Annotated in this window: 18 protein-coding genes; all 18 read left to right on the top strand. The window is 45.9% G+C overall.

The window, feature by feature from the left end; all coding sequences use genetic code 11:
• The first annotated feature begins 48 nt into the window (after positions 1 to 48).
• The 18 genes from L6I86_RS27170 (at position 49) to L6I86_RS27255 (ending at position 25,791) form a co-directional block, all read left to right on the top strand.
• Complete coding sequence (locus tag L6I86_RS27170) at positions 49 to 1,047, top strand: ABC transporter permease (protein ID WP_056622946.1); 999 nt, start codon at positions 49 to 51, stop codon at positions 1,045 to 1,047.
• Positions 1,048 to 1,050: 3 nt separating this feature from the next.
• The gene (locus tag L6I86_RS27175; protein ID WP_236291531.1) at positions 1,051 to 2,196 is read left to right on the top strand and encodes an ABC transporter permease; all 1,146 of its coding nucleotides are present in this window, start codon (positions 1,051 to 1,053) and stop codon (positions 2,194 to 2,196) included.
• A gap of 23 nt (positions 2,197 to 2,219) precedes the next feature.
• On the top strand, positions 2,220 to 3,275 hold the full coding sequence (locus L6I86_RS27180; protein WP_276574901.1) for an ABC transporter ATP-binding protein: 1,056 nt from the start codon (positions 2,220 to 2,222) through the stop codon (positions 3,273 to 3,275).
• A complete protein-coding gene (locus L6I86_RS27185; protein ID WP_236291532.1) occupies positions 3,268 to 4,284 on the top strand; it encodes an ABC transporter ATP-binding protein in 1,017 nt (338 codons plus the stop codon). The genes L6I86_RS27180 and L6I86_RS27185 overlap by 8 nt, the downstream gene beginning before the upstream one ends.
• On the top strand, positions 4,277 to 4,846 hold the full coding sequence (locus L6I86_RS27190) for an HAD family hydrolase (protein WP_236291533.1): 570 nt from the start codon (positions 4,277 to 4,279) through the stop codon (positions 4,844 to 4,846). The genes L6I86_RS27185 and L6I86_RS27190 overlap by 8 nt, the downstream gene beginning before the upstream one ends.
• A gap of 34 nt (positions 4,847 to 4,880) precedes the next feature.
• A complete protein-coding gene (locus tag L6I86_RS27195; RefSeq protein WP_236291537.1) occupies positions 4,881 to 5,927 on the top strand; it encodes a LacI family DNA-binding transcriptional regulator in 1,047 nt (348 codons plus the stop codon).
• Between the two features lie 13 nt (positions 5,928 to 5,940).
• The gene (locus L6I86_RS27200) at positions 5,941 to 7,035 is read left to right on the top strand and encodes a Gfo/Idh/MocA family protein (protein ID WP_236291538.1); all 1,095 of its coding nucleotides are present in this window, start codon (positions 5,941 to 5,943) and stop codon (positions 7,033 to 7,035) included.
• Positions 7,032 to 7,751 carry a ThuA domain-containing protein gene (locus tag L6I86_RS27205; RefSeq protein ID WP_236291539.1) on the top strand — a complete coding sequence of 240 codons (720 nt, stop codon included), beginning with the start codon at positions 7,032 to 7,034 and terminating at the stop codon, positions 7,749 to 7,751. The genes L6I86_RS27200 and L6I86_RS27205 overlap by 4 nt, the downstream gene beginning before the upstream one ends.
• Positions 7,752 to 7,869: 118 nt before the next feature.
• Entirely contained in the window at positions 7,870 to 8,622 is a 753-nt protein-coding gene (locus L6I86_RS27210; RefSeq protein ID WP_236291541.1) for a glycerophosphodiester phosphodiesterase, read from the top strand.
• Positions 8,619 to 11,348, top strand: a complete 2,730-nt coding sequence (locus L6I86_RS27215; RefSeq protein WP_236291542.1) for an alpha-mannosidase — start codon at positions 8,619 to 8,621, stop codon at positions 11,346 to 11,348. Before L6I86_RS27210 ends, L6I86_RS27215 begins: the two co-directional genes overlap by 4 nt.
• 25 nt (positions 11,349 to 11,373) lie before the next feature.
• Positions 11,374 to 13,950, top strand: coding sequence for a DUF5054 domain-containing protein (locus tag L6I86_RS27220; RefSeq protein WP_236291543.1), 2,577 nt, complete (start codon positions 11,374 to 11,376; stop codon positions 13,948 to 13,950).
• A gap of 278 nt (positions 13,951 to 14,228) precedes the next feature.
• Positions 14,229 to 16,541: a glycoside hydrolase family 95 protein gene (locus L6I86_RS27225; protein WP_236291544.1), complete on the top strand. Its 2,313-nt coding sequence runs from the start codon at positions 14,229 to 14,231 to the stop codon at positions 16,539 to 16,541.
• A gap of 132 nt (positions 16,542 to 16,673) precedes the next feature.
• A complete protein-coding gene (locus tag L6I86_RS27230; RefSeq protein WP_236291546.1) occupies positions 16,674 to 18,974 on the top strand; it encodes a helix-turn-helix domain-containing protein in 2,301 nt (766 codons plus the stop codon).
• A gap of 575 nt (positions 18,975 to 19,549) precedes the next feature.
• Complete coding sequence (locus L6I86_RS27235; protein ID WP_082596006.1) at positions 19,550 to 20,455, top strand: ABC transporter permease; 906 nt, start codon at positions 19,550 to 19,552, stop codon at positions 20,453 to 20,455.
• A 14-nt stretch (positions 20,456 to 20,469) separates the two neighbouring features.
• A complete protein-coding gene (locus L6I86_RS27240; protein ID WP_236291547.1) occupies positions 20,470 to 21,366 on the top strand; it encodes a carbohydrate ABC transporter permease in 897 nt (298 codons plus the stop codon).
• A gap of 114 nt (positions 21,367 to 21,480) precedes the next feature.
• Positions 21,481 to 23,136 (top strand): extracellular solute-binding protein, encoded by a 1,656-nt coding sequence (locus L6I86_RS27245; protein ID WP_420851936.1) that lies wholly within the window; start codon positions 21,481 to 21,483, stop codon positions 23,134 to 23,136.
• 75 nt (positions 23,137 to 23,211) lie between these two features.
• Positions 23,212 to 24,363, top strand: a complete 1,152-nt coding sequence (locus L6I86_RS27250; RefSeq protein ID WP_236291549.1) for an SGNH/GDSL hydrolase family protein — start codon at positions 23,212 to 23,214, stop codon at positions 24,361 to 24,363.
• A 213-nt stretch (positions 24,364 to 24,576) separates the two neighbouring features.
• Positions 24,577 to 25,791: an MFS transporter gene (locus tag L6I86_RS27255; protein ID WP_236291550.1), complete on the top strand. Its 1,215-nt coding sequence runs from the start codon at positions 24,577 to 24,579 to the stop codon at positions 25,789 to 25,791.
• Positions 25,792 to 25,965 lie beyond the last annotated feature (174 nt).

Here is a 25,965-nt window from a genome sequence, read left to right on the forward strand (position 1 = left end):
ATACGTTTCAAGAGGAACATCGAATTAACCGGAGAGGACAGGATCTAGATGCTCCAATATATTTTAAGAAGAATCATTATGGTCATACCCGTCGTTTTTGTTATATCCGTAATCGTCTTCTATATCATTCAGTTACCTCCTGGTGACTATGTTTCATCGTATGCGGCGAAGATGTCTGCAGCGGGTGAAGTCATGACACAAGCAGATATTGCTGAAATGAGAGCTGCCTTAAAATTGGATCAACATTGGTTTATTCAATATCTGGATTGGATGAAAAACATTTTCACCGATTTTAACTTTGGCTATTCATTTAGCTATAACAAGCCTGTATTGAGCGTGATATCGCAATTTATGGCGTTAACCCTAATCGTTTCTCTGGCGACGATGGTATTTACGTACGCGGTGGCCATTCCGATCGGGATTTACTGTGCTGTAAAGCAATATTCCATCGGTGATTACATTTTCTCAGCATTTGGTTTCCTTGGCATGGCTACACCTCACTTTTTAATGGCGATCATTCTCATGTATCTGTCCTACGTGTATTTTGGTGATCCATTGTTAGGTTTGTTTTCGAGTGAATACGCAAGTGCGGCATGGTCGATGGGCAAAATTCTTGACTTGCTGAAACATATGATTATCCCTGTTATTGTCATTGGTTTAGCGAATACAGCAGAACTCATTCGAGTTATGAGAGGGCAAATGCTGGACGAATTGAATAAGCCGAATGTGGTGACGGCACGGTCCAAAGGCTTATCAGAAACGAAAATATTACTGAAATACCCGACGCGCGCTGCGCTCAACCCGATCGTAAGTACCCTTGGATGGTCCTTAACGTCCATTTTTACAGGTTCAACGATTACAGCGATTGTTCTGAATTTGCCGATTCAAGGTCCAGTCATGTACAACGCATTATTAGCTCAGGATATGTATCTGGCAGGCACGTGGTTATTATTTATGGCCGTGTTAACGGTTGTGGGAACATTAATTTCGGATATCTTGTTGGCATGGCTTGATCCCAAAATTCGCACGGCATTCAGAGGTGTGTGACCTATGAAACCAATAACATCAATAGGAAATCAAATATCGACCAGATTCAAGCGTCCTAAGAACAACGATGTCTACTACAGCTCACAGTGGCGTCTTATCTATCGCAGGTTGAAAAAACATAAATTAGCTCGTGTCAGTTTAATTATTTTAGGCTTATTCTACTTAGCTGCGATCTTTGCTCAGTTCATTGCGCCTTATGGATTACAAAGCTACGACAGTAAATATGTCAATGCGCCCCCTACGAAATTGAGCTTCAAGGATGCGGAAGGCCATTTTCATATGAGACCATTTGTCAATGAACTCAAATCAGGCAGAGATCCTGTTACACTGCGGAAAATGTTTGTGCAGGACGAGAGTGTTCGTCATCCGCTGCGTTTCTTGGTAAAAGGGGAAAGCTACAAATTTCTAGGCTTGGTTCCAACGAAAACTCACCTATTTGGTGTAGATGAGCCCGGTCGTATCTTTCTTTTTGGTACAGATGGCATGGGCAGAGACTTATTGTCGCGTGTTGTTCTGGGCAGTCAAATTTCATTAAGTATCCCGCTCATTGGCGTGTTTATAAGCTTCGTCTTAGGCTTGTTTATCGGAGGCATATCCGGTTATTTCGGTGGATGGATTGACTCCGTTATTCAGCGGTTCATTGAAATCATTCGTTCCTTTCCAACGCTTCCTTTATGGATGGCCTTATCAGCTGCCATACCAGCCCGCGTTCCCGTCGTGACCATGTATCTGTATATCGTCATCATCTTTGCATTCATCGGTTGGACGGATTTAGCCCGGGTTGCGAGAGGAAAGTTTATATCATTAAAGAATGAAGAATATGTTTTAGCAGCTAAAATAGCAGGTGTTAGCGACGCTAAAATTATCATAAAGCATCTTTTGCCTGGATTTATCTCCTATTTGGTTGTGGCGACGACACTTGCCATCCCAGGTATGATTCTGGGGGAGACAGCGATGAGCTTTCTAGGACTTGGCATACGATCTCCTGCGACCAGCTGGGGTGTACTCCTTCAGGAAGCACAGCAAATTGAGAACATTGCTTTGTATCCATGGAAGCTAATTCCGCTCGGATTTGTCATTGTTACCGTATTAACGTTTAACTTTCTAGGCGACGGTTTGCGTGATGCAGCCGATCCATACAAGAAATAAACTAAGGTAAGGCGGGGAATGTCATGACATTAAAAGCTGTTATTGATTCACAATCCGAACTACCCTTACTGTCCGTGCAAGACCTCAAGATTCGTATTCAGATGGATAATGGGGAAATGAGGGCCGTAGATGGCGTTGATTTTGATATAAAAAAAGGGAAAACACTTGGACTGGTTGGCGAGTCTGGCTGTGGGAAAAGCTTAACCAGCAGAGCTATTATCAGCATTAATCCGAAAGAGTGCGAAACTTCCGGTAAGATTGTGTATCACTCCACGTCGGAGAAGGAGTTACATGAATTAAATTTGTTATCGCTTGATACAAAGGGTAAACAAATTCGATCCATTCGCGGCCGGAAAATTGCGATGATTTTTCAAGAGCCGATGACGGCATTTTCACCGATGTATACGATTGGCAATCAGATCATGGAATCGATCCTCATCCACCGTACCAAGGATAAAAAAGAAGCGAAAAAAATTGCGCTTGAAATGTTAAGCAAAGTGGGCATTTCGGATGAAGTGAAAAGATTTGACCAGTACCCGCATGAATTCTCGGGTGGTATGCGTCAGCGGGCGATGATCTCCATGGCCTTATCCTGTAATCCGGAATTGTTAATCGCCGATGAGCCCACGACTGCGCTCGATGTAACGATTCAAGCCCAAGTGATGGAGCTGATGAAGGGACTTCAAAAAGAGTTTGGCATGGCGATCTTGCTTGTCACGCATGATTTAGGCATCATTGCTGAGATGTGCGATGAAGTAGCTGTTATGTATTTAGGGAAGATTGTTGAGCAATCGACGGTAGGCGAAATTTTCAAAAATCCCAAACACCCCTATACCAAAGGCTTGCTCAATTCCATGCCTAAGTTAGCTGGCAACCGAAATAAACGGTTAGAATCGATTGAAGGTACCGTTCCGATGCCGATCGATATGCCTCCGATGTGCGGTTTCTATGACCGATGCAAAGATCGGATTGAAGGGGTATGCAACAAACAAGCGGTTCCCAAAACGCGGATATCCGATAACCATATGGTTAGATGTTTCCTTTACACGAAGGAAGGTGAGGAGCGTACCTATGTCTAAACCTATTTTGAAAGTAAACCATCTAATCAAAAACTTTGAAGTAAAAGACAAAAACAAACTGTTTGCTAGGCCTTCATCCGTTCGTGTGTTGAACGATGTTTCTTTCGAACTCATGGAGGGAGAAACGCTAAGTATCGTCGGTGAATCAGGCTGTGGGAAAACAACGCTAGGCCGCTGTATCGTGAGGGGAATGAATGCTTCCTCAGGGGAAGTGATCTACCATACGGAAGGCGAGGAGCAAGTTGATTTTCTAGGCCTTCGCGGGAAGGAATTCAAGAAATTCAGAAAAGATATTCAGATGATCTTTCAGGATCCGTATTCCTCACTAAGCCCGAGAATGAGTGTGTATGACATTATTTCGGAGCCGCTGCTTGCCAACTTTAAGCTAACGAAAGCAGAACTGGATGAAAAAGTGACCTTAATCGCTGAGAAAACGGGATTGAATGTCAGCTACCTGAAGCGTTATCCGCATGCCTTCTCCGGAGGGCAAAGACAGCGTATTGCCATTGCGCGGGCACTCATTTCCAACCCTAGACTCATCGTCTGCGATGAAGCGGTGTCAGCGTTGGATGTTTCCATTAAAGCGCAAATTATTAATCTGTTGAAGGATCTGCAGAAGCAGCTTCAGATTACATATATTTTCATCTCGCATGATTTATCTATCGTTCAAAATATTTCTGACCGTGTAGCGGTCATGCACTTGGGGCGGATTGTCGAGTTAGCACCTGTGGATTCACTATTTCAATCACCTAAGCATCCCTACACAGAGGCGCTTCTATCGGCCGTACCTGAGCCTGACCCGGATTATAAGAAGGAACGTATCATTCTAGAAGGTGAAGTACCGAATCCGGCCAATCCTCCGAGCGGGTGTCATTTCCATCCTAGGTGCATGTATAAGACCGACAAATGTGTGAAAGAAGAACCGAAGCTGCAGGATCTAGGCAACAAACATTACGCAGCTTGTCATTATGCTGATCAATTAAACTTAAGAGGTGTCGTACATGAGTAAACCAACAACGAAAGATCATATGCCGATTGATCCCAATGCAAAGAAGCTGATTGTTTTCCTGGACTGCGGAGATACCATCATTGATGAAGGAACCGAAATTAGAGATGAGCATGATATTGTGATTAAAGCTGATCTGATTCCTGGGGCTGATGTGATGGTGAGGACACTTGCTGAACGTGGCTATATCCTGGCTCTTGTAGCTGACGGGAGAGCGCAATCGTTCAAAAATATGCTAACGGATCATGGCTTGTATGATTATTTTACCACGATGATTTATTCCGAAACGATTAAGGACTCGAAACCAAGTCCTCGTATGTTTAAAGCCGCGATGGGCGCGTTAGAACTCACGGAGCAGGACTGTTCAAGAATCGTCATGGTGGGTAACAATCTAAGCCGAGACGTGAAAGGTGCTAATCAAATGGGGATTACGAGCATCTTCTTGAGTTGGACGTCAAGATACCCGAAGGTGCATGAAGACGAAAGTCAAAGACCTGCCTATACCATTAGCAATCCGGTAGATTTAATTGACTTGGTTGAGAAGCTTAATGCACAATTGGAATAAACGGATATTGTAACGAAGGGATGTTTACCCGAACATGGCAAAAATTGATGATGTTGCAAGGCTAGCGAAAGTCTCAAAAGGGACAGTTTCCAATGTCTTTAGCCAAAAAAGACCGACAAGCAACGAAGTCAGAGAGCGTGTGATGAGTGTTTCTAGACAATTAAATTATGTCCCTAATCATACTGCGCGAAGCTTGGTTACCAAGAAAACAATGGCCATTGGCTTAACCATACCGCACGGCAGCTTCTTCTTTAGCGCCTTTCATACGCAGTTTATTAACGGGGTCATTCTGGAAGCAGCTTATTATGGGTACAGGGTCCTGTTGGATATCATTCCTGTTCATGAGGTGAAAACGCCATTTTTGACGAGTTATCCGATCGATGGTGCTGTTGTGATGAGGCCTACGGCCAATGATGAACGGATCAACCTCATGCATATGGGACAGATCCCTTTTGTGACGGTAGGTCATGTGATGAATGAAAACATAGAGCATTCTACAAGCGTAGATAACGATAATGTACAGATGATGTCCAATATTTGCGAGTATTTAGTTGGTAAAGGCCATAAAGATATTATGTTTCTGAATGCGAATGAGCATATGACCGTTTCTATTGACCGAAAAGCTAGCTTCATTCAAGCGATGAAGGATCGTGGGCTAGACGTGGAGGAGCACATGATTCACCATAAGCCTGAGCTGAACTCCAGTGAATATATGGATTATGGGTATGAAGAGACGATCGATATTCTCGGTAAGCAAAAGAAAAAAGTGACCGCGATTATTGCGGACGATGATCGTACCGCATTCAGTGTTCTTAATGCCATTAAGGATTTAAATCTTAGTGTACCTGGGGATGTCTCATTATTTGTGATATGCGGTGATAACTCGATGATGGTGCAATCGAACCCGTCTTTGACGAGCATGGATTTGCAGCCATCTGAATTAGGTGCCCAATCTGTCCGATTGTTAATGCATCAATTAGGCGTGCTGCAAGGTGAATATGATGAAAATATCATTGTTGAAGGCAAAATTATAGAGCGAAATTCAGTCTCGACGATTGGTCACGAGGAAGATCGCAAATAAGGGAGCGAACATGATGAGTAATAAACAATGGAACGTAGGCATTATTGGCCTTGGCGGTATCGGCGATTACCATATGAACAATCTTGCGAAAATTAGCAATACAAACGTTGCCGCCATCTGTGATGTGAATGCGAAAGCGGTGGAACAGGCCGGCGAGCGTCTGAATTTGCCAGCTGAGAAGCGATACACGGATTATCGAGCCATCATAGCCGACCCTGACATCGATTTCATCATTTCAGGCGTATCTAATAAGTTCCATTGTGACATCTTGAAAGTGGCGATTGCATGCGGTAAACCGATATTTTCGGAGAAGCCTTTTACCCGAACCATGGAGGAGGCGGATGACTTAATACGGTTGTATGAAGCAAATCCGATACCATGCATGATCGGCTTCTCGTATCGGTATAGACCTTGCTTCCAATACGTGAAGCAGCTCGTTACGGACGGTGCTTTAGGCCGGATCCGGCATATCGCTGCGCATTATTTACAAGAGGAAAACGCGCCAATGTTTAACAAAGAGTACACATGGCGATTTAATAAAGCCATGGCGGGATCCGGCATATTAGCGGATATAGGCTCGCATATGGTGGATGCGGCACGCTTTTTTGTAGGCGAATTTACGCAGGTGTCAGGTATGATGACCACGTTCACGGATCGCCGATTGGATAAGCGAACAGGGGAATACGCCGAAGTTGATGTGGATGATTTTACTAGCTTCCAGTGTGTATTAGAGGGCGGCGTGATGGGGTCGTTCTATACCCATAAGAATGCAATTGGCACGGGGAATCAATTCAACGTTACTTTGTTTGGCGACCTGGGGACGGTCCGAATGTCAGTCGAAAAGCCAAATGAAGTTCATTTGACGCTCAGATCGGGTGAAAATCTACAACTGACCGAATCTGTCATTCACTTGGATGAGAAATCAATGAAGCCGATGCTACAGGACTTTGTAGATTATTTGGAGCAAAAGAACTCTTCTTCGCTCCCGACAATAATCGATGGATACCGTAACCAACAAGTGCTGCAAGCCATCATAGATTCAGCGCAAGACGGCGTAACGAGGAGCTTATCATACCATTCGCATGTGAAAAGGGAGGAGCTTGTATGATCCGAGTAACGATATGGAATGAATTTCTTCAGGAGCAAAGAAAAGAAGAGGTAGCTCGGATCTATCCCAAAGGTATGCACGGAGCTATTGCTGATGGAATTCGTCAGGATGGATTTGAAATAAGTTGTGCAACTTTCAATGAGCCTGAACATGGGTTAACTCAAGAAAAGCTGGATCAGACGGATGTCCTTATTTATTGGGGACACGTTGAGCATAAGGGCTTTCAAGATATCGTCGTTGATCGTATATGTAAACGTGTACATGAGGGTATGGGGCTGGTTGTGCTTCACTCAGGTCATCATTCCAAATTGTTCCGCAAACTGATGGGCACTTCCTGCGATCTGCTATGGAGAGAAGCGGATGAAAAAGAGCGACTGTGGGTCATGGATCCATCACATCCAATCGTAGAGGGAATTGGACCTTATATCGATTTGGAAGAGGAAGAAATGTACGGAGAGCATTTCGATATCCCTACACCAGAGGAATTAATCCTCGTTAGTTGGTTTCAAGGGGGAGAGGTGTTCCGCAGCGGATGCACGTATCGTCGCGGCCAAGGGAAAATCTTTTATTTCCGTCCAGGTCACGAGACGTATCCTACTTATCACAACAAAGATGTGCAGCGCGTCATTGCCAATGCTGTGAAGTGGACAGCCCCAATTAAAAGGGAAAAGACGTTTTACGGGCATCATATGCCGCTTGAGGAGATCAAGAAGTAGTGAGCTTATTTGCAGATATAGCTTCTTTCATGGTGAAAGAAGCTGTTTGGCTTGCGAATTCAGTCGCATTCAAGGGCATGGAACTCGCAACTATGATTCTAGGTTGAGGTGAAAGATGATGAAGACCTATCCGTTACTAACTGCACATACGGGATGTATGGGCACACCTGATAATAGTTTGCTTTCTATAGAAACGGCATTTCATAGCGGCGCAGATATTGTGGAAGAAGATATATTAATAACCGCTGACGGGGTCCTGGTGCTTTCTCACGACGACAGCGTTTGCTCCGTGGACGGGACGGCATATAAGATTTCCCGCATGAGCTATGCTGAGTTAAGTAAGCTGGAAATCAAAGCCCATAACGGGTCACCTGGGGAGACGATTCGGATCTTATCCTTGGAGTCGGTTCTACCTATCTTGAAGGCTTCAGGTAAGATTATGAATCTGGATTTGAAATCAGATGCCTGTATAGAACCTGTTTCCCGATTCGTAGAACAAAACGAGTTAATCGAGCAGGTCATTCTTAGCGGGTGTGAGACTTTGCGGGCACAAGCTGTTGACCGTACGAATCCACGATTACGCAAGTTGCTGAACGTGGATACGTCCTTATTTCTAACGCTAAATGAGAGGGAAGCAGTTCGCATTAGCTGCGAGCAAGCGTTAAGCGCGAATTGCTTTGGTCTCAACGTGAACTATCGAATTGTTGGGCCAGAACTCCTTCAAGCAGCAGCCCTTCACGAGCTGGATGTCTACATCTGGACAGTTAATACCGAAGATGAGATGAAGCATTTTATGGAGATGGGCGTTGAGTCGATTACGTCTCGAAATATTTCGGCTTTGGTGCAAGTAAGGGAGGGAGCTAAAAGATGAATTCGAAGCGAACAGCTCATATCATTTCCCATACCCATTGGGATCGAGAATGGTATTTACCTTATGAGAAACATCATGTGCGTCTCGTCAAACTGGTGGATGAGCTGCTGAATAAACTGGACCAAGATCCGAATTATCGCAGTTTTTTCTTGGACGGACAAACGATTATTCTTGAAGATTATCTGCAGGTCAGACCCGATCAGCAAGAGCGATTATCCCGTTTGATTCGGGCCGGCCGGATTTTGATTGGTCCCTGGTATATCCTGCAGGATGCATTCTTGACAAGTGGCGAGGCCAACGTAAGGAATATGCAGATTGGTCACCAAGATGCGATGAAATATGGACCTGTTTCGAAAATTGGCTACTTTCCCGATACCTTTGGTTTGGTAGGTCAGACGCCGCAACTGATGCGGCAGTTTGGGATTACGAATGTGTTTTTTGGGCGAGGCGTTAAGCCAACAGGCTTTAACAATACCGTGTCAGATGGCGATTACGAATCTTCGTTTTCGGAATTGACTTGGGAAGGGCCGGATGGATCACAGGTACTCGGCATTTTGTTTGCCAATTGGTATAACAATGGATGGGAAATCCCTGTTGATCGTGAACAAGCGAGAGTCTACTGGGACCAGAAGCTGGCAGATGCAGAGAAATACGCGTCGATGGGTGAATTGCTCTTCATGAATGGCTGTGACCATCAGCCAATTCAACTGGATTTGCCAGAAGCACTTCAAGTGGCGCGCGAGCTTTATCCAGATACAGCCTTTATTCATTCTAATTTTATTGATTATTTGCAAGCTGCCGAGCGTTCCTTGCATCGTGAGCTTTCCATTATAAAAGGCGAGCTTCGCAGCCAACGTACGGACGGTTGGAATACGCTTGTGAATACTGCTTCTGCTCGTGTTTATTTGAAGCAAATGAACCAAGTAGGGCAAGCGATGTTGGAGAAAGTGGCGGAGCCTTTGGCCGCTTTGGCACATGTCCTTGGAACGCAGGAGAAATATCCCCATCATCTGTTCACCTATGCCTGGAAAACACTGATGCAAAATCATCCGCATGACAGCATATGTGGGTGCTCCGTAGACGAAGTGCACCGAGAAATGGTGACGCGCTTTGAGAAAAGTCGACACGTGGCAGAGGCCATCATTGACGAAAGCAAACGAGCCATTGCCGACATGATTGACACATCGGGTTTTGCCAACATGGGAGAAGAGGCGCTGCCCTTCATTGTGATGAACACATCTGGTTGGGAACGCAGCGGTGTAGTGAGCATCGAGCTTGATGCCTTGCGTTTGTACTTCCGTGACGGTTACACGCCTGAAGACGCAAGCCGTATCATTCAAGCGTTGGATCTTTCTGGCAGAATACTCGTGGATGAATATGGGAATGCCATCCCTTGTGCCTTCCAAGATCTCGGGCAACAATTCGGTTACGATCTGCCAGATGACAAGTTCCGTCAACCATATTTGTGCCGCAAAGTGAAGCTTACCTTTGAAGCGGAGAATGTTCCTGCATTAGGGCTGAAAGCTTATGCCTGGGTGAAACGTGCAACGAAAATTGCAACCTCTTCGTTGCTAGTTGGAGACCGCGTGCTGGAAAATGAGTCGCTCAAGATCGAAGTCGGCGCGAACGGTTCATTCAACTTAACTGACAAGACGAACGGCCGTGTCTATCGGGATTTAGGCATCTATGAGAATTCAGGGGACATCGGCAATGAATATATGTATAAACAGCCGGATGGTGAAACGCCTCGAACGACCCATGGGGTGGCTGCGCAAATCCGAGTGTTAGAAGATACGCCGTATCAAGCATCCATGGAAATTGTACACGATTGGGAAGTGCCTGCATCAGCAGACGCTATGCTAGAGGCGGAACAGCGCAGCTTAAGCTACTTTGGTACGCGAAAAGCACAGCGCTCAACCCGCATGCTACCTATGCAGATTCGCACGTTTATCAGCTTGAGCCGCAGGGGTCAGGGGGTAGACATTACAGCTACCTTCAACAACCAAGCGAAGGACCATCGTTTACGGATGCTCTTCCCAACGGATGTGAACACGCAAGTTCACCGCGTTGACACGATGTTTGAAGTCCCGCAGAGAGACAATGAGCCTGCTGCCGAATGGCAGAACCCAAGCAATACACAGCATCAGCAAGCATTCGTTGATCTCAGTGAGGACGGGGCAGGCTTGGTCGTCGCCAATGTAGGCCTGAACGAATACGAGATTTTGCGTGACGGCCGCAATACGGTTGCGATAACACTGCTTCGTGCTGTTGGTGAGCTTGGTGACTGGGGCTTGTTCCCAACGCCAGAAGCACAATGTTTGGGGGAACACACCATCCGAATGGCGGTTATCCCACATAACGGGGATGGTATTCAGTCGGGCGCTTATGCGGAGGCTTATCAGTTCCAAATTCCATGGACATCCTGCCAGACAGATAACCACCCTGGAAGGATTTCACCTTCGTTTGCCCCATTCCAGTGGGAAGGCAGGGATCTGGCATTCTCCTCTATGAAAATGAAGGAAGGATCGGATGAGCTCCTGCTGCGTTGGTACAACATGAGCACCCAAAAGGCTAGCTTGCAGCTAAGTTCTCAACTTTCGTATAACGAGTTCTACAGGAGTTCCATTAGGGAAGAGCTCGGCCCGCGGATCGAAGCTGAATCTAATGATCAAATTCATTGGTCGGTTGGCCCATGTGAAATTGTGACGATCGGGATTCATCGATAATTTATAGATATCGGAGGAGAGAACAGTGAGGCAACTAGAGAAGATATATGTTGTTTTTAAAACTCATGTAGACTTGGGTTTCACGGACTTAGCCAGCAACGTCATCTCCCAATATAGAGAAGAAATGATGAACGACGTTCTAGCTGTTTGTGAAGACACGAGGAAGGATGGACCAGACCATCACTATGTGTGGACACTGCCTGCCTGGATGCTGAAGGAATGTTTGGATACGCCGGATGCGGGGAGAAAGGACCGAATGGAAGCCTTGATTACGAACGGACAACTGCGTTGGCATGGGCTTCCGTTTACGACACATACGGAGTTTTGCGGAACTGAAGAATACATTAGAGGGTTATACATCTCGGAAAAGCTTCGTGATCAATATGGACACACAGTCATTTCTGCCAAAATGACGGACGTCCCCGGTCATACCTGGATGCTGCCTACCCTATTGAAAAATGCAGGCATTGAATTTCTGCATTTAGGCGTAAATGCGTGTTCTTCACCGGTTGATTTACCGCGGTTATTTCATTGGGAAGGTCCGGATGGCAGCAGAGTCTTAACCTATTATTCCAAGGGGGCCTATGGCACAGACCTGACGCCGCCAGAGGACTGGCCATATCCCATTTGGATAGCGCTGCTGCAAACGCAAGACAACTATGGTCCACAGGATGGCTCTGTGGTGCAAGACTTGTTGGATGAGATTGCGAGTAAGTATCCGAATACCGAGGTGAAAATCGGGACTATGGACGATTTTGCACGCGATTTTGCGGCCAGAGATTATCAGGATATCCCTGTAATTCGCAAGGATTTAGCCGATACATGGATTCATGGGATTGGCACCTATCCAGAAGAAGTGTCCCGTGTACGGAGGATGCGCTCGGATATTGCAACACGAGAAAGCTTATCAACGCTCGAGCAGCTGTCAGGTAAAGGTGATAATGATCACAGGCATGCCATAGCGGAGGCTTATGAACACACGCTGCTATTCGGGGAGCATACGTGGGGAATCGATATTAAATCGAATTTGTTGCCTGGCCGTAACAGCCAGCGCGCTTTTGGGAAAGCTGCGATTCAGAAAGACCGCGCGATGTTTCCGGACTCCTATCTTAAGACGGAGGCTTCTTGGGCCGAACAGACAAATTACGTAGATCAAGCTGAGAAAGCTTTAAGTGAAGTTCAACCTTTTACAGCGATAGATTCGAATATCATTGGTGTGTATAACCCGCTTGCGTGGGAACGACAGCATGTGAAGATCAAGCTTGAGCATCGGAAGCACGGTACACTGACAGATAGAGAAACGAGGGAATCCTATTTCGTTAATGAAACTGGCGAGGCCGATATTGGTGAATTGCCACCAATGGGGTATCGAACTTTTGAATATGCGGAAAGTACGGTTGACGCTCATTCATCTGCCATCGCAGTGAAAGACGCGGAGAACGCAATTTTGGAAAACGATGCGATACGCATCGTGGTTAACATGCATACAGGCTGTATAACGAGCTTTTATGATAAGCAGAATCAGAAGGAATGGGCCCTAAACGGAAGGTTCGCGCAATACGAATACGATGTTTACGGGAAAGAAGATATCCTGAATTTTGTGAAAACATACAGCTATGATCTCATGGATTGGTATGTGAACGATTTTGGTAAGCCAGGTTACCCTAGAATTGATCATAAGCGGTATGGGCTTCATCTTGCAGATGTTAAGATCTCGAATGGCGATAGCTGGGGCAACGTTGAAATTAGTTTCACGACGCCTAACGAAAGTTACGAGGAGTTTGGAAATGGTGAAGAAATTGGCGTATCGATCCGTATGGAAGCAAGTCAGCCATATGCCGATATGCGAGTGACTGTGCGTCGTAAAGCATCTACTGCGTATGCTGAGAGCGGGCATTTCACATTTGCCTTGAACGCGGATCAGCCGAACTATCGGTTTCAGAAATTAGGCAGCGTTGTCAATCCGCTTGAAGATATTGAGAAAGGTGCGAATTCACGGCTTCACTGCGCTAGTCAATGGGTTGATGTGCAGGATGAACAAGTGGGATTAACGATCATTCCCTTCGATACACCGCTATTTTCCATTGGTGAAAAGGGGATTTACCAATATGCCAAAGAAGTGTATGTACCTGAGCAGCCAAACCTTCATTTCAACTTATTTAACAATCAATGGGGAACGAACTTTCCGCAATGGATCAGCGGTAGTTTCCAATATGCCTTTCGGATTGTACCTCACGCGGGAGATTGGAAAGCAGGACGCGTTCAGCAGCTAGCCGCCGAAGCCTGCATGCCGCCTCAGGTGACAGCAGGTTGGAAGCCAGAAGGACTAGCCGGGTATCGCTTCCTGAAAGAAAGCGTAGAAGGGATCCATGTGTTATCCTTCAAAAAAGCGGAGCAAGGCGACGCCTACGTCATACGATTCCAAAATCTGCTCGATATGCACTTGGCAGTGAAGTTTCCATTTACGGAGTCTCTTGCCGATGTGAAGGAATGTGATCTGGTCGAACGTACGAAGGAAACGAACGTAGAATTTGGTAGAGATCTTTTTGCTGTGACAATGAATCCTTTTGAAATTAAAACGATGAAGCTTTGGTTTGCTTGAAGCGGATCACAAATAAACAGACAGCTGGCATGCAGCTGTCTGTTTATTTACGATGAAGCCAAATATCGCAGCGTGCTTCTAATGAAGCACAGATGTTGCCAGCAACGCCATCATGATACGCACAACCCGGAGGGGGAAATTGGATGCTCGAATGAGAGATGTACCCTATCTGTTGCGGCAATTGTACGTGGGATACCGCAATTGTACCTATCCATGTCGGAGAAACATCCCTACAATGAGCATAAAGAAAGCGTAACCATTATGGGGGAATTACACTTATGAATGACATGAAGCTATGGTTTAATCGTCCAGCCTCGAACTGGTCGCAAGGATTGCCTATCGGGAATGGAAGATTGGGGGCGATGATCTACGGCGGTGTGGAACATGAAACCTGGAGTTTAACAGAACTGACCTATTGGTCAGGGAAGTCGGAAGCAATTCCAGGTCAATCCAACACGAGAGAAGATCTAGATCACATGCGGGAGTATTTTTTTTCCGGGGATTATAAGCGGGGAGATGAGTTGGCGAAGCAGTCTTTACAGCCTAAGAAAGGCAACTTCGGCACGAATGTATCGATGTGCGATGTGCAACTAGCATTTGACGATAATGGCAATGAGTTGGTTCGAGAGCTAGATCTTCAGAGTGCTAGCACGCGAACAGTTTACACATCCAGCGGGCATAAACGAACAAGAGAGGTCTGGGCTTCACATCCAGATGGAGTCATCGCCTCGCGTATATCTAGCGAACAGTCTGGCGCCATTTCACTCACGCTGCGTATTGTCGGAAGAACAGATCGGTTCACTGCAACAATAATCGATAAGGATACGTTAGTTTTTGTGGGGCAAGCGACGGAAAGCATGCATAGTGACGGGGACTGCGGTGTATGCTGCCATGGGGTGTTGAAAGTCATCGCAGTTGGTGGCAGCGTGTCCGCAGATGCTGGTCAAATCAGGATAGATAAAGCAGATGACGTGGTCATCTATTTGGCAGCGAATACCGATTACGGCAGAAGCAATGACGCGTGGATGTCAACGTCGGTGCACCAAATTGAGAATGCGATTGCCAAAGGGTATGAGCAATTGAAAGAGGACCACGTGGCGGATTATCGTCGTTTGTACGACAGAGTTAACCTAGATTTAGGCGTAACTAGTCAATCTATTCTACCAACGGATGAACGCATACAGCTGTTCCTCCAGGGTCAGGATGATGATCCGCACTTATTTGCCCTATTTTATCAATATGGTCGCTATCTGACGATTGCTGGGGCCAGGTCTGACTCTCCGCTGCCGCTTAATCTGCAAGGAATATGGAATGACGGGGAAGCCAATCGTATGCAATGGAGCTGCGACTATCATCTGGATATCAACACACAAATGAATTATTTCCCAACAGAAGTGAGCAATTTGGCGGAATGCCATCTCCCCTTAATGCGATTCATTGAGCAACTAGCGGAGAGTGGGAAATCGGCAGCGAAGCATTTCTATGGCTGTGAGGGATGGGTTGCCCATGTATTTACCAACGCTTGGGGATTCGCGTCACCCGGATGGGAAACATCGTGGGGGCTGAACGTCACGGGAGGCTTATGGATTGCCACGCATCTTCGTGAGCACTATGACTTCGGTCTCGATCAGGCGTTTCTGGCAGAGACAGCGTATCCTGTGCTGAAAGAAGCTGCAGCCTTTTTCCTCGACTATATGACGGTTCACCCGAAGTATGGCTGGCTAGTGACCGGTCCGTCGAATTCGCCTGAGAACAGTTTCTATGTGAATGAACCAATCAGAGGGGAATATCAATTATCCATGGGCTCCACGCTGGACCAGGTGCTGGTTCGCGATTTGTTCGTATTTTGCCTAGAAGCATCGGAATTGCTGCAAGTGGATGTAGAGCTTCAACAGAAGCTGAAACAAGCCATCACTTTGTTGCCGCCGTTGATGATTGGACAAAGAGGACAATTACAGGAGTGGCTGGAGGATTATGAAGAAGCACAGCCTGACCATCGCCACTTTGCCCATCTATTCAGCTTATACCCCGGTAATCAGATAACACCTGAAGGTACACCAGAGCTCAGCTCTGCGGCAGAGGTGAGCTTGGTCAATCGCATGAATCGTGAAATGTTAGAGGACATTGAGTTTACGGTAGCTTTGTTTGCAGCGAATTTCGCCAGATTACATGATGGCGAGAATGCCTACAAGCATCTCATGCATTTAATCGGTCAGCTGTGCTTTGACAATTTATTAACCTTCTCCAAGGCAGGGATCGCTGGAGCTGAAACGAATATATTTGTAATAGACGGTAATTTCGGCGGTACAGCGGCTATTGCTGAAATGCTGTTGCAAAGTCATGCAGGGGGCATTCACCTGCTGCCAGCACTTCCAGCCAAGTGGCAGACCGGCAAGGTCACGGGCTTGCGAGCAAAAGGGAATGCGGAGGTGGATGTAACTTGGGCCAATGGTGAATTGGTCGAGGCGACTATACGCTCATTCTCGGCAGTTCGTATGTTTCTGCGTTATCGAGATCGCAAGATCGAGATCTCTCTGGAGCCCAACTGCACGTACCACATCGACGGTAGTTTGAACATGAAACGAATCTAAATACCAAGTAGACCAAGGCAGCTACAGTCGGAATAAGCGTAGTTGCCTTTCCTTTTGTCTATCCAGAAAAAGACATGGTATAATAAAATACACTTTAGATAGCGCTTACATAAATGGGGGGGGATAAGGTTCATGCCGAAGTTTTCACGGTTATTCCGTAAATTTCTGATCTCCTATATTGTGATCTTGGTTATTCCGAGCATTGCCGGATATATGTCATATCGTACGGCGATTGCGGTGACGCAATCCGTATCTATTGAGAATAACGTGACACAACTTCGGAAGAGTCAAGATATTTTGGAGCGAAGGATGGCTGAGGTAGAAGGTTTCACAAGGCAATTGGCTCTGAATCAAGAGCTGAGTGTACTTATGAATGAGAAGGGAATGGATGAGAGGGTCAATCTGTATGGCATTTGGAAAGTAAATAATGATATTAAAGCATTTAGCCAAACGAATGATTTCTTACAGCAATTTTTTATCTATTTAAATAATTACAATGTGCTCTTAACGCCTGCTTCTTCTTATTTCCAACCTGAACGCTATTATCAGTCCTTCCATTATAAAGATCTACCCGCAGATGAATGGAAACGAACGTTACTAGAGCAAACGCACAATAGGGAAATCATACCACTGAAACCCTTTATCACGAACGGTGTGGAATCCTCTGTGATTACGTATATACAGTCACTCCCGTTAGACAGCTTTAGTGGTACCGCACGGGCTACAGTCGTTGTTCTCATAGATGAGAAAGTTATCTCTAGCGTCTTATCGGATCTGAAGGATCAATACGGTGGGTGGTCTCACATTAGTGATGCGCAAGGGCATACCATAAGCTTACTTGGCATAAATGAATCGGACGTGGCTAAGCTAGCCTCAGATAATAGTTTTGATCAATCGAAAGCGAGTCAATTCTATAACGATGATTTGGTCATTACGATTCGTTCCAAAACCACAGGTTGGGTATATCGAGCGGGGATCCCTAGACATGTATTAATGGAGAATGCGAATAAAATCAAATACATTACGTGGTCTGTGACAAGTGCAGCTCTTGTGGTGGGATTGTTGGTGGGATTGTGGCAAGCTTACCGAAATAGTTCCCCGATGCATAGGCTGCTAAATGTGATGAAAGAGCAGTTTGGCAAAGATGCTGCTGTGGGACGCAATGAGTATGACTTTCTGCAGGGCAATATCTCGAACATGATTTCTAACAATAAGCGGCTCGAAAATGAATTGAACCGGCAGCTCCCCTTAATCCGGGATGCCTTTTTGAAAAGGCTTATCGCCGGCGAATTTCGCTCGTTGGAGGAGATAGCAGCCGCCGCCGAGCAGGCCAATACAGGGTTACAAGCGGATACGGGTTACACAGGTATTTTGCAAATCAAAGGGTACTCCGGCATGGATAACGTCGACATTCTGAACGAGTTAAGTGCGGCTCGATTGATTATGAAACAGACATTGCACGATCTTGGGTGGCTTGTCCATATGACGGATCTTGGTGCAGATCGGGTTGTGGTCATCTTTGAAGGGATTGCGTCTGGTGAAGACACCGAGACAGCGAATAAAGAGGTTGAGCGAATTCTGAATGAGCTTGCCGATTTTTTATTTATGGAATATAAAATTACAATCATCGCAGCGATGGGCAATCCATTTGCCACGGTGATGGAGGTCAGCCACACCTACGAGCAGGCTTCTCAGGCGTTAGAGTATGCCCTGCACATGAATCGCAAAGGTGTCTTGTGGTTCTCCAATGCCCGGTTGGAAAGTGACACCTATTATTATCCGCTGGACATTGAACTGCGTTTGATTAGCACGATTAGAGCTGGGGATCTTGATGAAGCCAGACGAATACTGGACGCGATCATTGCCCAAAACATTGAAAATCGTGAACTGTCCATCGAAATGAAGCATCAGCTTGTCGGAGAGCTGAAAGGCACTTTCCTGAAATTGCTTTATCAGAAAACTTTCCAGGAGTCTGATATTTTCGAGTTGGTTAAAAATCGTGTTGCTGACATTCAGGCCAATGAAGAAATTGAATCGATTCGGCAAGATATCGATGGCATTATGGCATCCCTATGCGGGTTAATTGCCAATAAAAAGAACGATCATCACAATAAAACCGTGGAGCAGGTGATGGTGTACATCGCTGAGATGTACAGTGATCCTGATCTTAATTTATACCGCGTGGCAGAAAAGATGGAACGTCCGGAGAAATATATCTCCAACCTGTTCAAAGAGGTAACAGGGAAGAATTTATCGGATCATCTGGAACAGGTGAGAATGGATCAAGCTGCCAATTTGTTAAAAGGGGACACGTACACGGTAGACGAAATTGCTGCGCGTGTCGGGTACAACAGCTCGCATTCTTTCCGCAGAGCATTCAAGCGAGTGCTCGGTGTTTCGCCAAGTTCGTATCGGCAGTCTACAACGGAATAATAATAGAGAAGCTAAGCGACTTAATGCGCTTAGCTTTTTTGCTTTTGGCTTTGGCGGCCTTCTTCGGCCGGCAGCAGTAAGTTAGTCGGAAAAACCGACTAACTCGGTCAGTAAAGCGCCCTAGATTACTCCCAGGTCCCCACACCTCATCTCTACTAGCCCCCAGCTCGCCCAGCTCCCCAGCACCCGCAGCACCCCAGCTCGCACAACTTCCCCAGCTCCCCTCAACTCCACCGTATCCCGCCTCGCATCACTCCCCCCAGCCCCCATTAGTCCGAAATAATCGGACTACGGCTCCTTTTTCTCATGCTAACCCTCGTTTTAATTCGGAAATATCGGACTATCGCAGCTTCCAGCGAAATTGGATGATCCAATGACAGATGTACCCTCCATTTACCGCCAATTGTACGTGGAATAGCGCAATTGTACCTATCTAATAGGGGGATAGATCCCCTAGAATAAGGCTCAAGAAAGCGCAAACATTTACGAGACAGATGATCTTAGGGGGTTTTGTTTTGGACAAAGGACTAGTCACCAGTCAAAGATCGCTGATCAAAAGCAGTCGACTTGGTATCATGGAGGCAGCGACTCGAAGCTTCAAGAAACATTGGCAGTTGTATCTGCTCATCATTCCACCCGTGTTGTATTTCCTTATATTCAAGTATTACCCGATATTGAACGCGGTGCTTGCTTTTAAGGACTACAATGTCACGAAAGGCATCTGGGGAAGCCCCTGGGTTGGGTTTAAGAACTTTCAGTTGTTTTTTGAAAATCCGCTGTTTTGGACATTGATGAAGAACACGATTTTTATCAGTGGATACCTGTTAATTGTTGGTTTCCCGATTCCCATATTATTGGCGTTGGCGATCAATGAGGTGCGCAATCAGCGCTTCAAGAAACTCGTCCAACTCGTTTCCTTTGCACCTTATTTCATTTCTACCGTTGTCATGGTGTCCATTATTATGCTCTTTCTGGCGCCTCGACTCGGCTTTGTGAATGTGGTGATGAATCATTTTGGGATGGATTCAATTAATTTTCTCGGAGAGCCTGGCATGTTCCGCTCGATCTATGTGTGGTCAGACATTTGGCAGACGGCGGGTTATTATTCGGTCATTTTCTTAGCTGCCTTAGCAGGCGTAGACCCTTCCCTCTATGAAGCGGCCAAAGTAGACGGTGCATCGCGCTTTCAGAAAATTATTCACGTTGATTTGCCGGGTATTTTGCCCACAATTGTGGTCGTCCTCATCTTGAATGTAGGTAATGTGATGGCGATTGGCTTCGAGAAGGTCTATTTATTACAAAATCCACTGAATACAGTGAATTCCGAGATTATCGCGACCTATGTGTACAAAGTGGGACTGCTGAATGCGAATTACAGCTTCGCCACGGCAGTCGGATTATTCAATTCGGTGATTAATTTGATCCTGCTTATTGTTGTAAATAGCATGGCTAAGAAATTCTCGAATCATAGTATTTGGTAAAAAGGAGTGCAGCTATGTCTACGATCAAAGTAAGGGTGAAAGATTCACTAGGAGATAAAATTTTCTTAATTGCCGTCTACGTACTTCTCAGTCTCCTACTCATTGTTGTGTTATATCCGCTTATTTACGTGATCAGCAGTTCATTCAGCAGTCCTGCGGCTGTCACGTCCGGCAAAGTATGGCTGTGGCCCGTTGAGTTATCGCTGAAAGGGTACAATACCTTGATTCATAATCAGAAAGTCGTAATTGGTTATGGGAATTCACTTTTTTATACAGGTGTAGGAACCATTATTAGTGTGGTACTTACGATTATGATCGCATATCCACTTTCTCGGAAAACGTTCTTCGGCAAAAATGTGCTCATGATGTTAATCACGTTTACGATGCTGTTCAGCGGTGGATTAATTCCAACGTACTTGGTCGTCAAGCAGATGGGACTGATTGATACGAGATGGGCGCTGCTCATTCCGAACGCGATTTGGGTGTGGCAGGTCATCATCACGAGATCCTTTTTTCAATCCGCGATTCCAGATGAACTGTTTGATGCAAGTGAAATTGACGGCTGCAGTGACTTCAGATTTCTGAGAAGCGTTGTCGTGCCGTTATCAAAACCGATTATCGCCGTTCTTATCCTGATTTATGCTGTCGGTCAATGGAACGCGTATTTCGATGCTTTGATTTATCTCAAATCCGCTAGTTTGTTCCCGCTGCAGTTGATTTTGCGCAGTATTATCATTCTCAATAACAGCTCAAATGCCACAGATGCCTTGAAGCAAGTGGAACGGCAGCAGCTTGCAGAAGCGTTGAAATATTCCCTCATTGTCGTAACAACACTGCCCGTGTTGGTTATTTATCCGTTTGTCCAGCGGTTCTTCGTGCAAGGCATGTTAGTGGGCTCTGTAAAAGGGTAAGACGCGGACCTATCCCGTGGATTCCATGGAAAGGGGTGATTCATTTCAGGTAATACTGGCAGTGGATCTTAGATCGGGGTTATACTAATTGCATGATAAAAGGGAGCGATACATGTGAAAAAGGGTCTTGTAAGCGCACTAATGGTAATTATGATGGCTAGTTTATTTCTTGCCGCATGCTCGAAGGATGATACAGCAACTGTATCTCCGGCAGCAACGGGAGCAACGACGAGTGGTCCTGTCGCGATCAGCATGTTTGCTCAACAGGATACAGCGATTGACTTGAAAACGAACAAATTCACAAAATTCATGGAAGACAAATTCAATGCAAAATTTAATTTTGAAATTATCCCGTTTGATGGTGCCAAAGAGAAGAGACAGATTTCACTGGCAAGCGGTGATTATCCAGATTCCTATATGTTGACCGCCTGGATCGATCAGTTTTCACAAGCGGATATACTTAAATACGGGAAGCAGGGTATTCTAATTCCCCTAAATGATTTGATCGATCAATATGCTCCGAATATCAAAGCGGCGATGGCTAAGGACGCAACACTGAAGAGCTTTAGTACGGCGCCGGATGGCAAAATTTATGGATTAGGTTCTTATACGCAGTGCTTCCACTGCTCCTATCCGAATAAAATGTGGATCAATACCAAATGGTTATCCAAAATGAATCTTGAGATGCCGAAAACGACCGATGACTTCAAGAAAGTACTTCAAGCCTTCAAGAAGGGTGATCCCAACGGTAATGGCAAAGCAGACGAAGTTCCATTAAGTGGATCGACGGAAGATTTTGGGGTGCATATCATTCCGTTTCTTATGAATGGTTTCATTTATGATGATGACCGCAATTACCTGACGATGGCGAATGGCAAAGTCGATACAGCAGCGAATAAGCCCCAGTGGAAAGAAGGCCTCGCGTATATTAAATCTTTGTATGACGAAGGACTCATTGATCCAGGGGCATTTACGCAAAATGCGGAAGCGTTCAAGAAAATTGGTGAGAACGCAGGGACGCAAATTCTTGGAGTAGGCGCAGGCATGCATCCCGCTATTTTCGTAAACATTGATAAAGGGAACAAAAACTCGGCCGATTACAACCCAGTACCTCCACTTACGGGGCCAAACGGTTCCCTAGCTACGCATGATGGTGGCGGATTGACACCAGGGGCGAAATTCGTCATTACGAACAAAGCTACGAAAGAAGAACAAATCACGTTAATTAAAATGGTTGATTACATGTTTACGTTTGAAGGTCAAACGAATGCAGCATCAGGCATGGAAGGGATCGACTGGAGAAAGCCGAAAGAAGGCGAGGTCGCTCTCGGTAAAGGTGTGAAACCGCTCATGGCGTCCATTCCAGCCGTAGAAGGAGAAGCACCTCATAATGCAGGCTGGAGCGGCATGGGCCACTTCTACCAACCAAGTGAATACAGAGACAGCATTGTTCAAGGAACAGATGTGTATGATTCAGCAAACTACGAGCGCAGATTGTACAATGCAACACTGTTATACCAAGGTCACGAACCAAAAGAGATTTATCCGGTCTGGGCGGTATGGGTTGATCCTGCACAAACAGATGAAGCAAGCATTCTTCAAACGAACCTCAAAAATTATATCGATCAAAATGCGTTGCAATTCATTACAGGAAATAAAGATTTGACGAAGGATTGGGATGCTTATGTGAAAGGACTGGATAATTTGAAAGTTGGACGTTATCTGGAAATTTTGCAAAAAGCGTATGACACTTCTTCCTATAAAAAATAAGACAGTTAAAAATCGAGTGCTTTATGTTCATACATAGAGCACTTGATTTTTTTATTCGTAAAGGAGACGTAGAATATGACGAGTACAAGGGCCAACCATTGGCTGAATCATCGTGGAGGGCTGTCGCACATAAAGGAGAAATTGCTTCGCAATGAACCGATCACCGTCGCTTTTATTGGCGGTTCAATTACTGAAGGTGCAGGGGCATCGGATTCGACAACCTCGAGTTGGCGTGCTTTAACCGAGCGCTACTTGAAGCAACGTTACACCACAGACAAGGTGATGTGCATCAATGCGGGTGTTGGTGGAACGACATCTACATTGGGAGCTCATCGCTTGCAGGCGCACGTTTTGACTCACGGTGAGATTGATTTGCTATTCGTTGAGTTTAGTGTGAACGATGGTGAGGATCGCGACGAATCCATCAGGGGAATGGAAGGGATCGTACGACAATGCCGACGGCAATCGCCTCGTACGGATATCTGTTATATCTACACGGCAGCGGATAAAAATTTGACGGACCACATGCCATTCAACATAGCTATACATGAAGAGGTGGCATCTTATTATGACATTCCTTCTGTTAACTTTGCCGCTAGGGTATACACGCTGATCCAGTCGAAGCAAGTGACCTGGGATGCGCTTGCATCTGATCGTGTACATCCCAATGATGAGGGGCATGCGCTGTATGCTGCTTTCGTGCGGGAGTACCTGGGTGTAGCCTTAGATGTGAGGGGGGTTACGGATACATACACGGAAACGGCAGGTGTTAACCGACAGGATACGTTACTACTACCCCCGCCTCTGGAGCCCAACAATTACGAATATGCTGCCATGTTAGAGGTGGATTTCGCAGATCGTTTGGAAGGTTTTGAATGGAGGCAGTTGTCGTCAGAGCCGCTTATGAACTGGCGATATGACACACGACATCTGTACACAGATACCCGTGAGGCATCACTTTCTTTCACTGTGCATGGGCAGGGTGCTGGCGTTTTGCTGCTATGCGGGCCAGACTCGGGGATTTTCGAGTACGCGATAGACAATGAGCCGTATCGTCCAATTTCTTTGTTTGATGATTGGTGTTTGAACGCATATCGACCGATTATGGCCATGTTTCCTATTCATGCGGAGCGGCATAGCAGACGCATTACAATTCGTCCTACTGGGAAGAAAGATGAACGCAGCATGGGCACGAGTCTTCGTATTTTGAAATTGTTAAGTAATTAGAGCAGGGCATTGATTCAGGGAACCGCGCTGGTTTCTGGACACATAGATGGATTTTATGCATGAAAAAGAATAGAAACTAAGAATCAACCAGCTGTAAAATAAAATTTGAACTTAGATGCCCTTGCCATGTAAGATAGAGCACATAACAACAAGAAGAAAGGTGCCTCTATGTGGACGTATACCGTAAATTTAGTTCGTGATTTATCACCTAACGTGAAGCGGTTCATTGCGACGGAAAGCTTGTTTGGTATCGGGGTCGGGATCTCTAGTCTCATCCTTAACTTGCATTTATTAGACCTCGGTTTCTCCAAAGGGGACATCGGCAAGATAACATCACTCGGGGCACTCACGATTGGGTTGGCCAGCTTGCCGGCAGGGTTCATCGTGAAGCTTATCGGGCGCAAAACGATGCTCGTCATCGGTATGCTCTTGGCATTCCTTGCACTTGTGCTCTTTGGTATCGGGACCAGTATTGTCGCGGTAACCGTCGCACAGCTTGTGTATTCGCTTGGTGTTACAGCCATTGTAAATTCGGAAATCCAATTGATTTTCCAATATTGCCGCACGAGAAAAGAAGAAACAAGTGCCTATTCGCTCTTGTTCGCGATATTTACGTTATTTACCGGACTCGGCACGTGGCTTGGCGGTTACCTGCCCGAATGGCTGCCCGGACATACAACGATGTACCAATATGCCTTCTTCGTGGCTGGCGGATGCTTAGGCCTCTCGGGCATATTGCGGGGACTACTGCTGCCGTCTAATTATACAAAGGCCCAAGGTAACGTCACCGCAGCAGAAGAGAAGAATGGCAGCGAAGTAACGAAGTCTTCGGCGCGGCCGAAGAAACGACACGCGATGTATTTCCTGCTGCTGCTTTCCCTGTTGATTTTCAACTCTGGTTTTACGTTCGGACTGCTTAGCCCGTTCTTGAATGTCATTCTGAAATTCCGATTCCAGATGGAGGATGGGAATATCTCCGGGGTGCTGGCGTTGTCCGGATTTTTCTTCTTTATCGGCTCCATCATCATGCCTTACGTCGTAGAGAGATGGGGCAGCCGCAGAACCTTCGTGTTCCTGTTTCTGTATAACATCGCTGTCGTCGCACTGATGGCGCTCGTCATGCCAACCGCCGTATTCGCTATTCTGCTGCTTATTCGCGGCACGGGCTTCACCATGCTGAACAACTTAATGGACAGCGAATGCATGTCAGCAGTGGCGGAGGAAGACCGCAACCTGTTCGCAGGCATGCGGACCGTTTCCCGCAGCATCGGGAATACGATTGCTTCCTACTGGGCGGGCTACATCTTAGCGGGCAATCATTATTCAATGCCTTTCTTGCTTACCGCGGTAGCTTTGCTAGCCGGGTTTGCCATATACGCTTGGTTCGTCCAAGGGAAGCTGGATCGGAGACTGCAGAGCCAAACTTGATAAAGCTTTGAATGTAAACAAAAGAAGCTCAACCATTTAATTATGGTGAGCTCTTTTGTATGTCCGCAAGTGCCAGCTTGTGGACTTTCTTTTTTGAGAGAAACGAACAGGAAAACCTGCTATCATGAAGGTAATATCGAACTTGAATGAGAGAAGTATGAGGGGAAGTAAAAC

The organism is Paenibacillus allorhizoplanae (assembly GCF_927798215.1).
Lineage (GTDB): Bacteria > Bacillota > Bacilli > Paenibacillales > NBRC-103111 > Paenibacillus_E > Paenibacillus_E allorhizoplanae.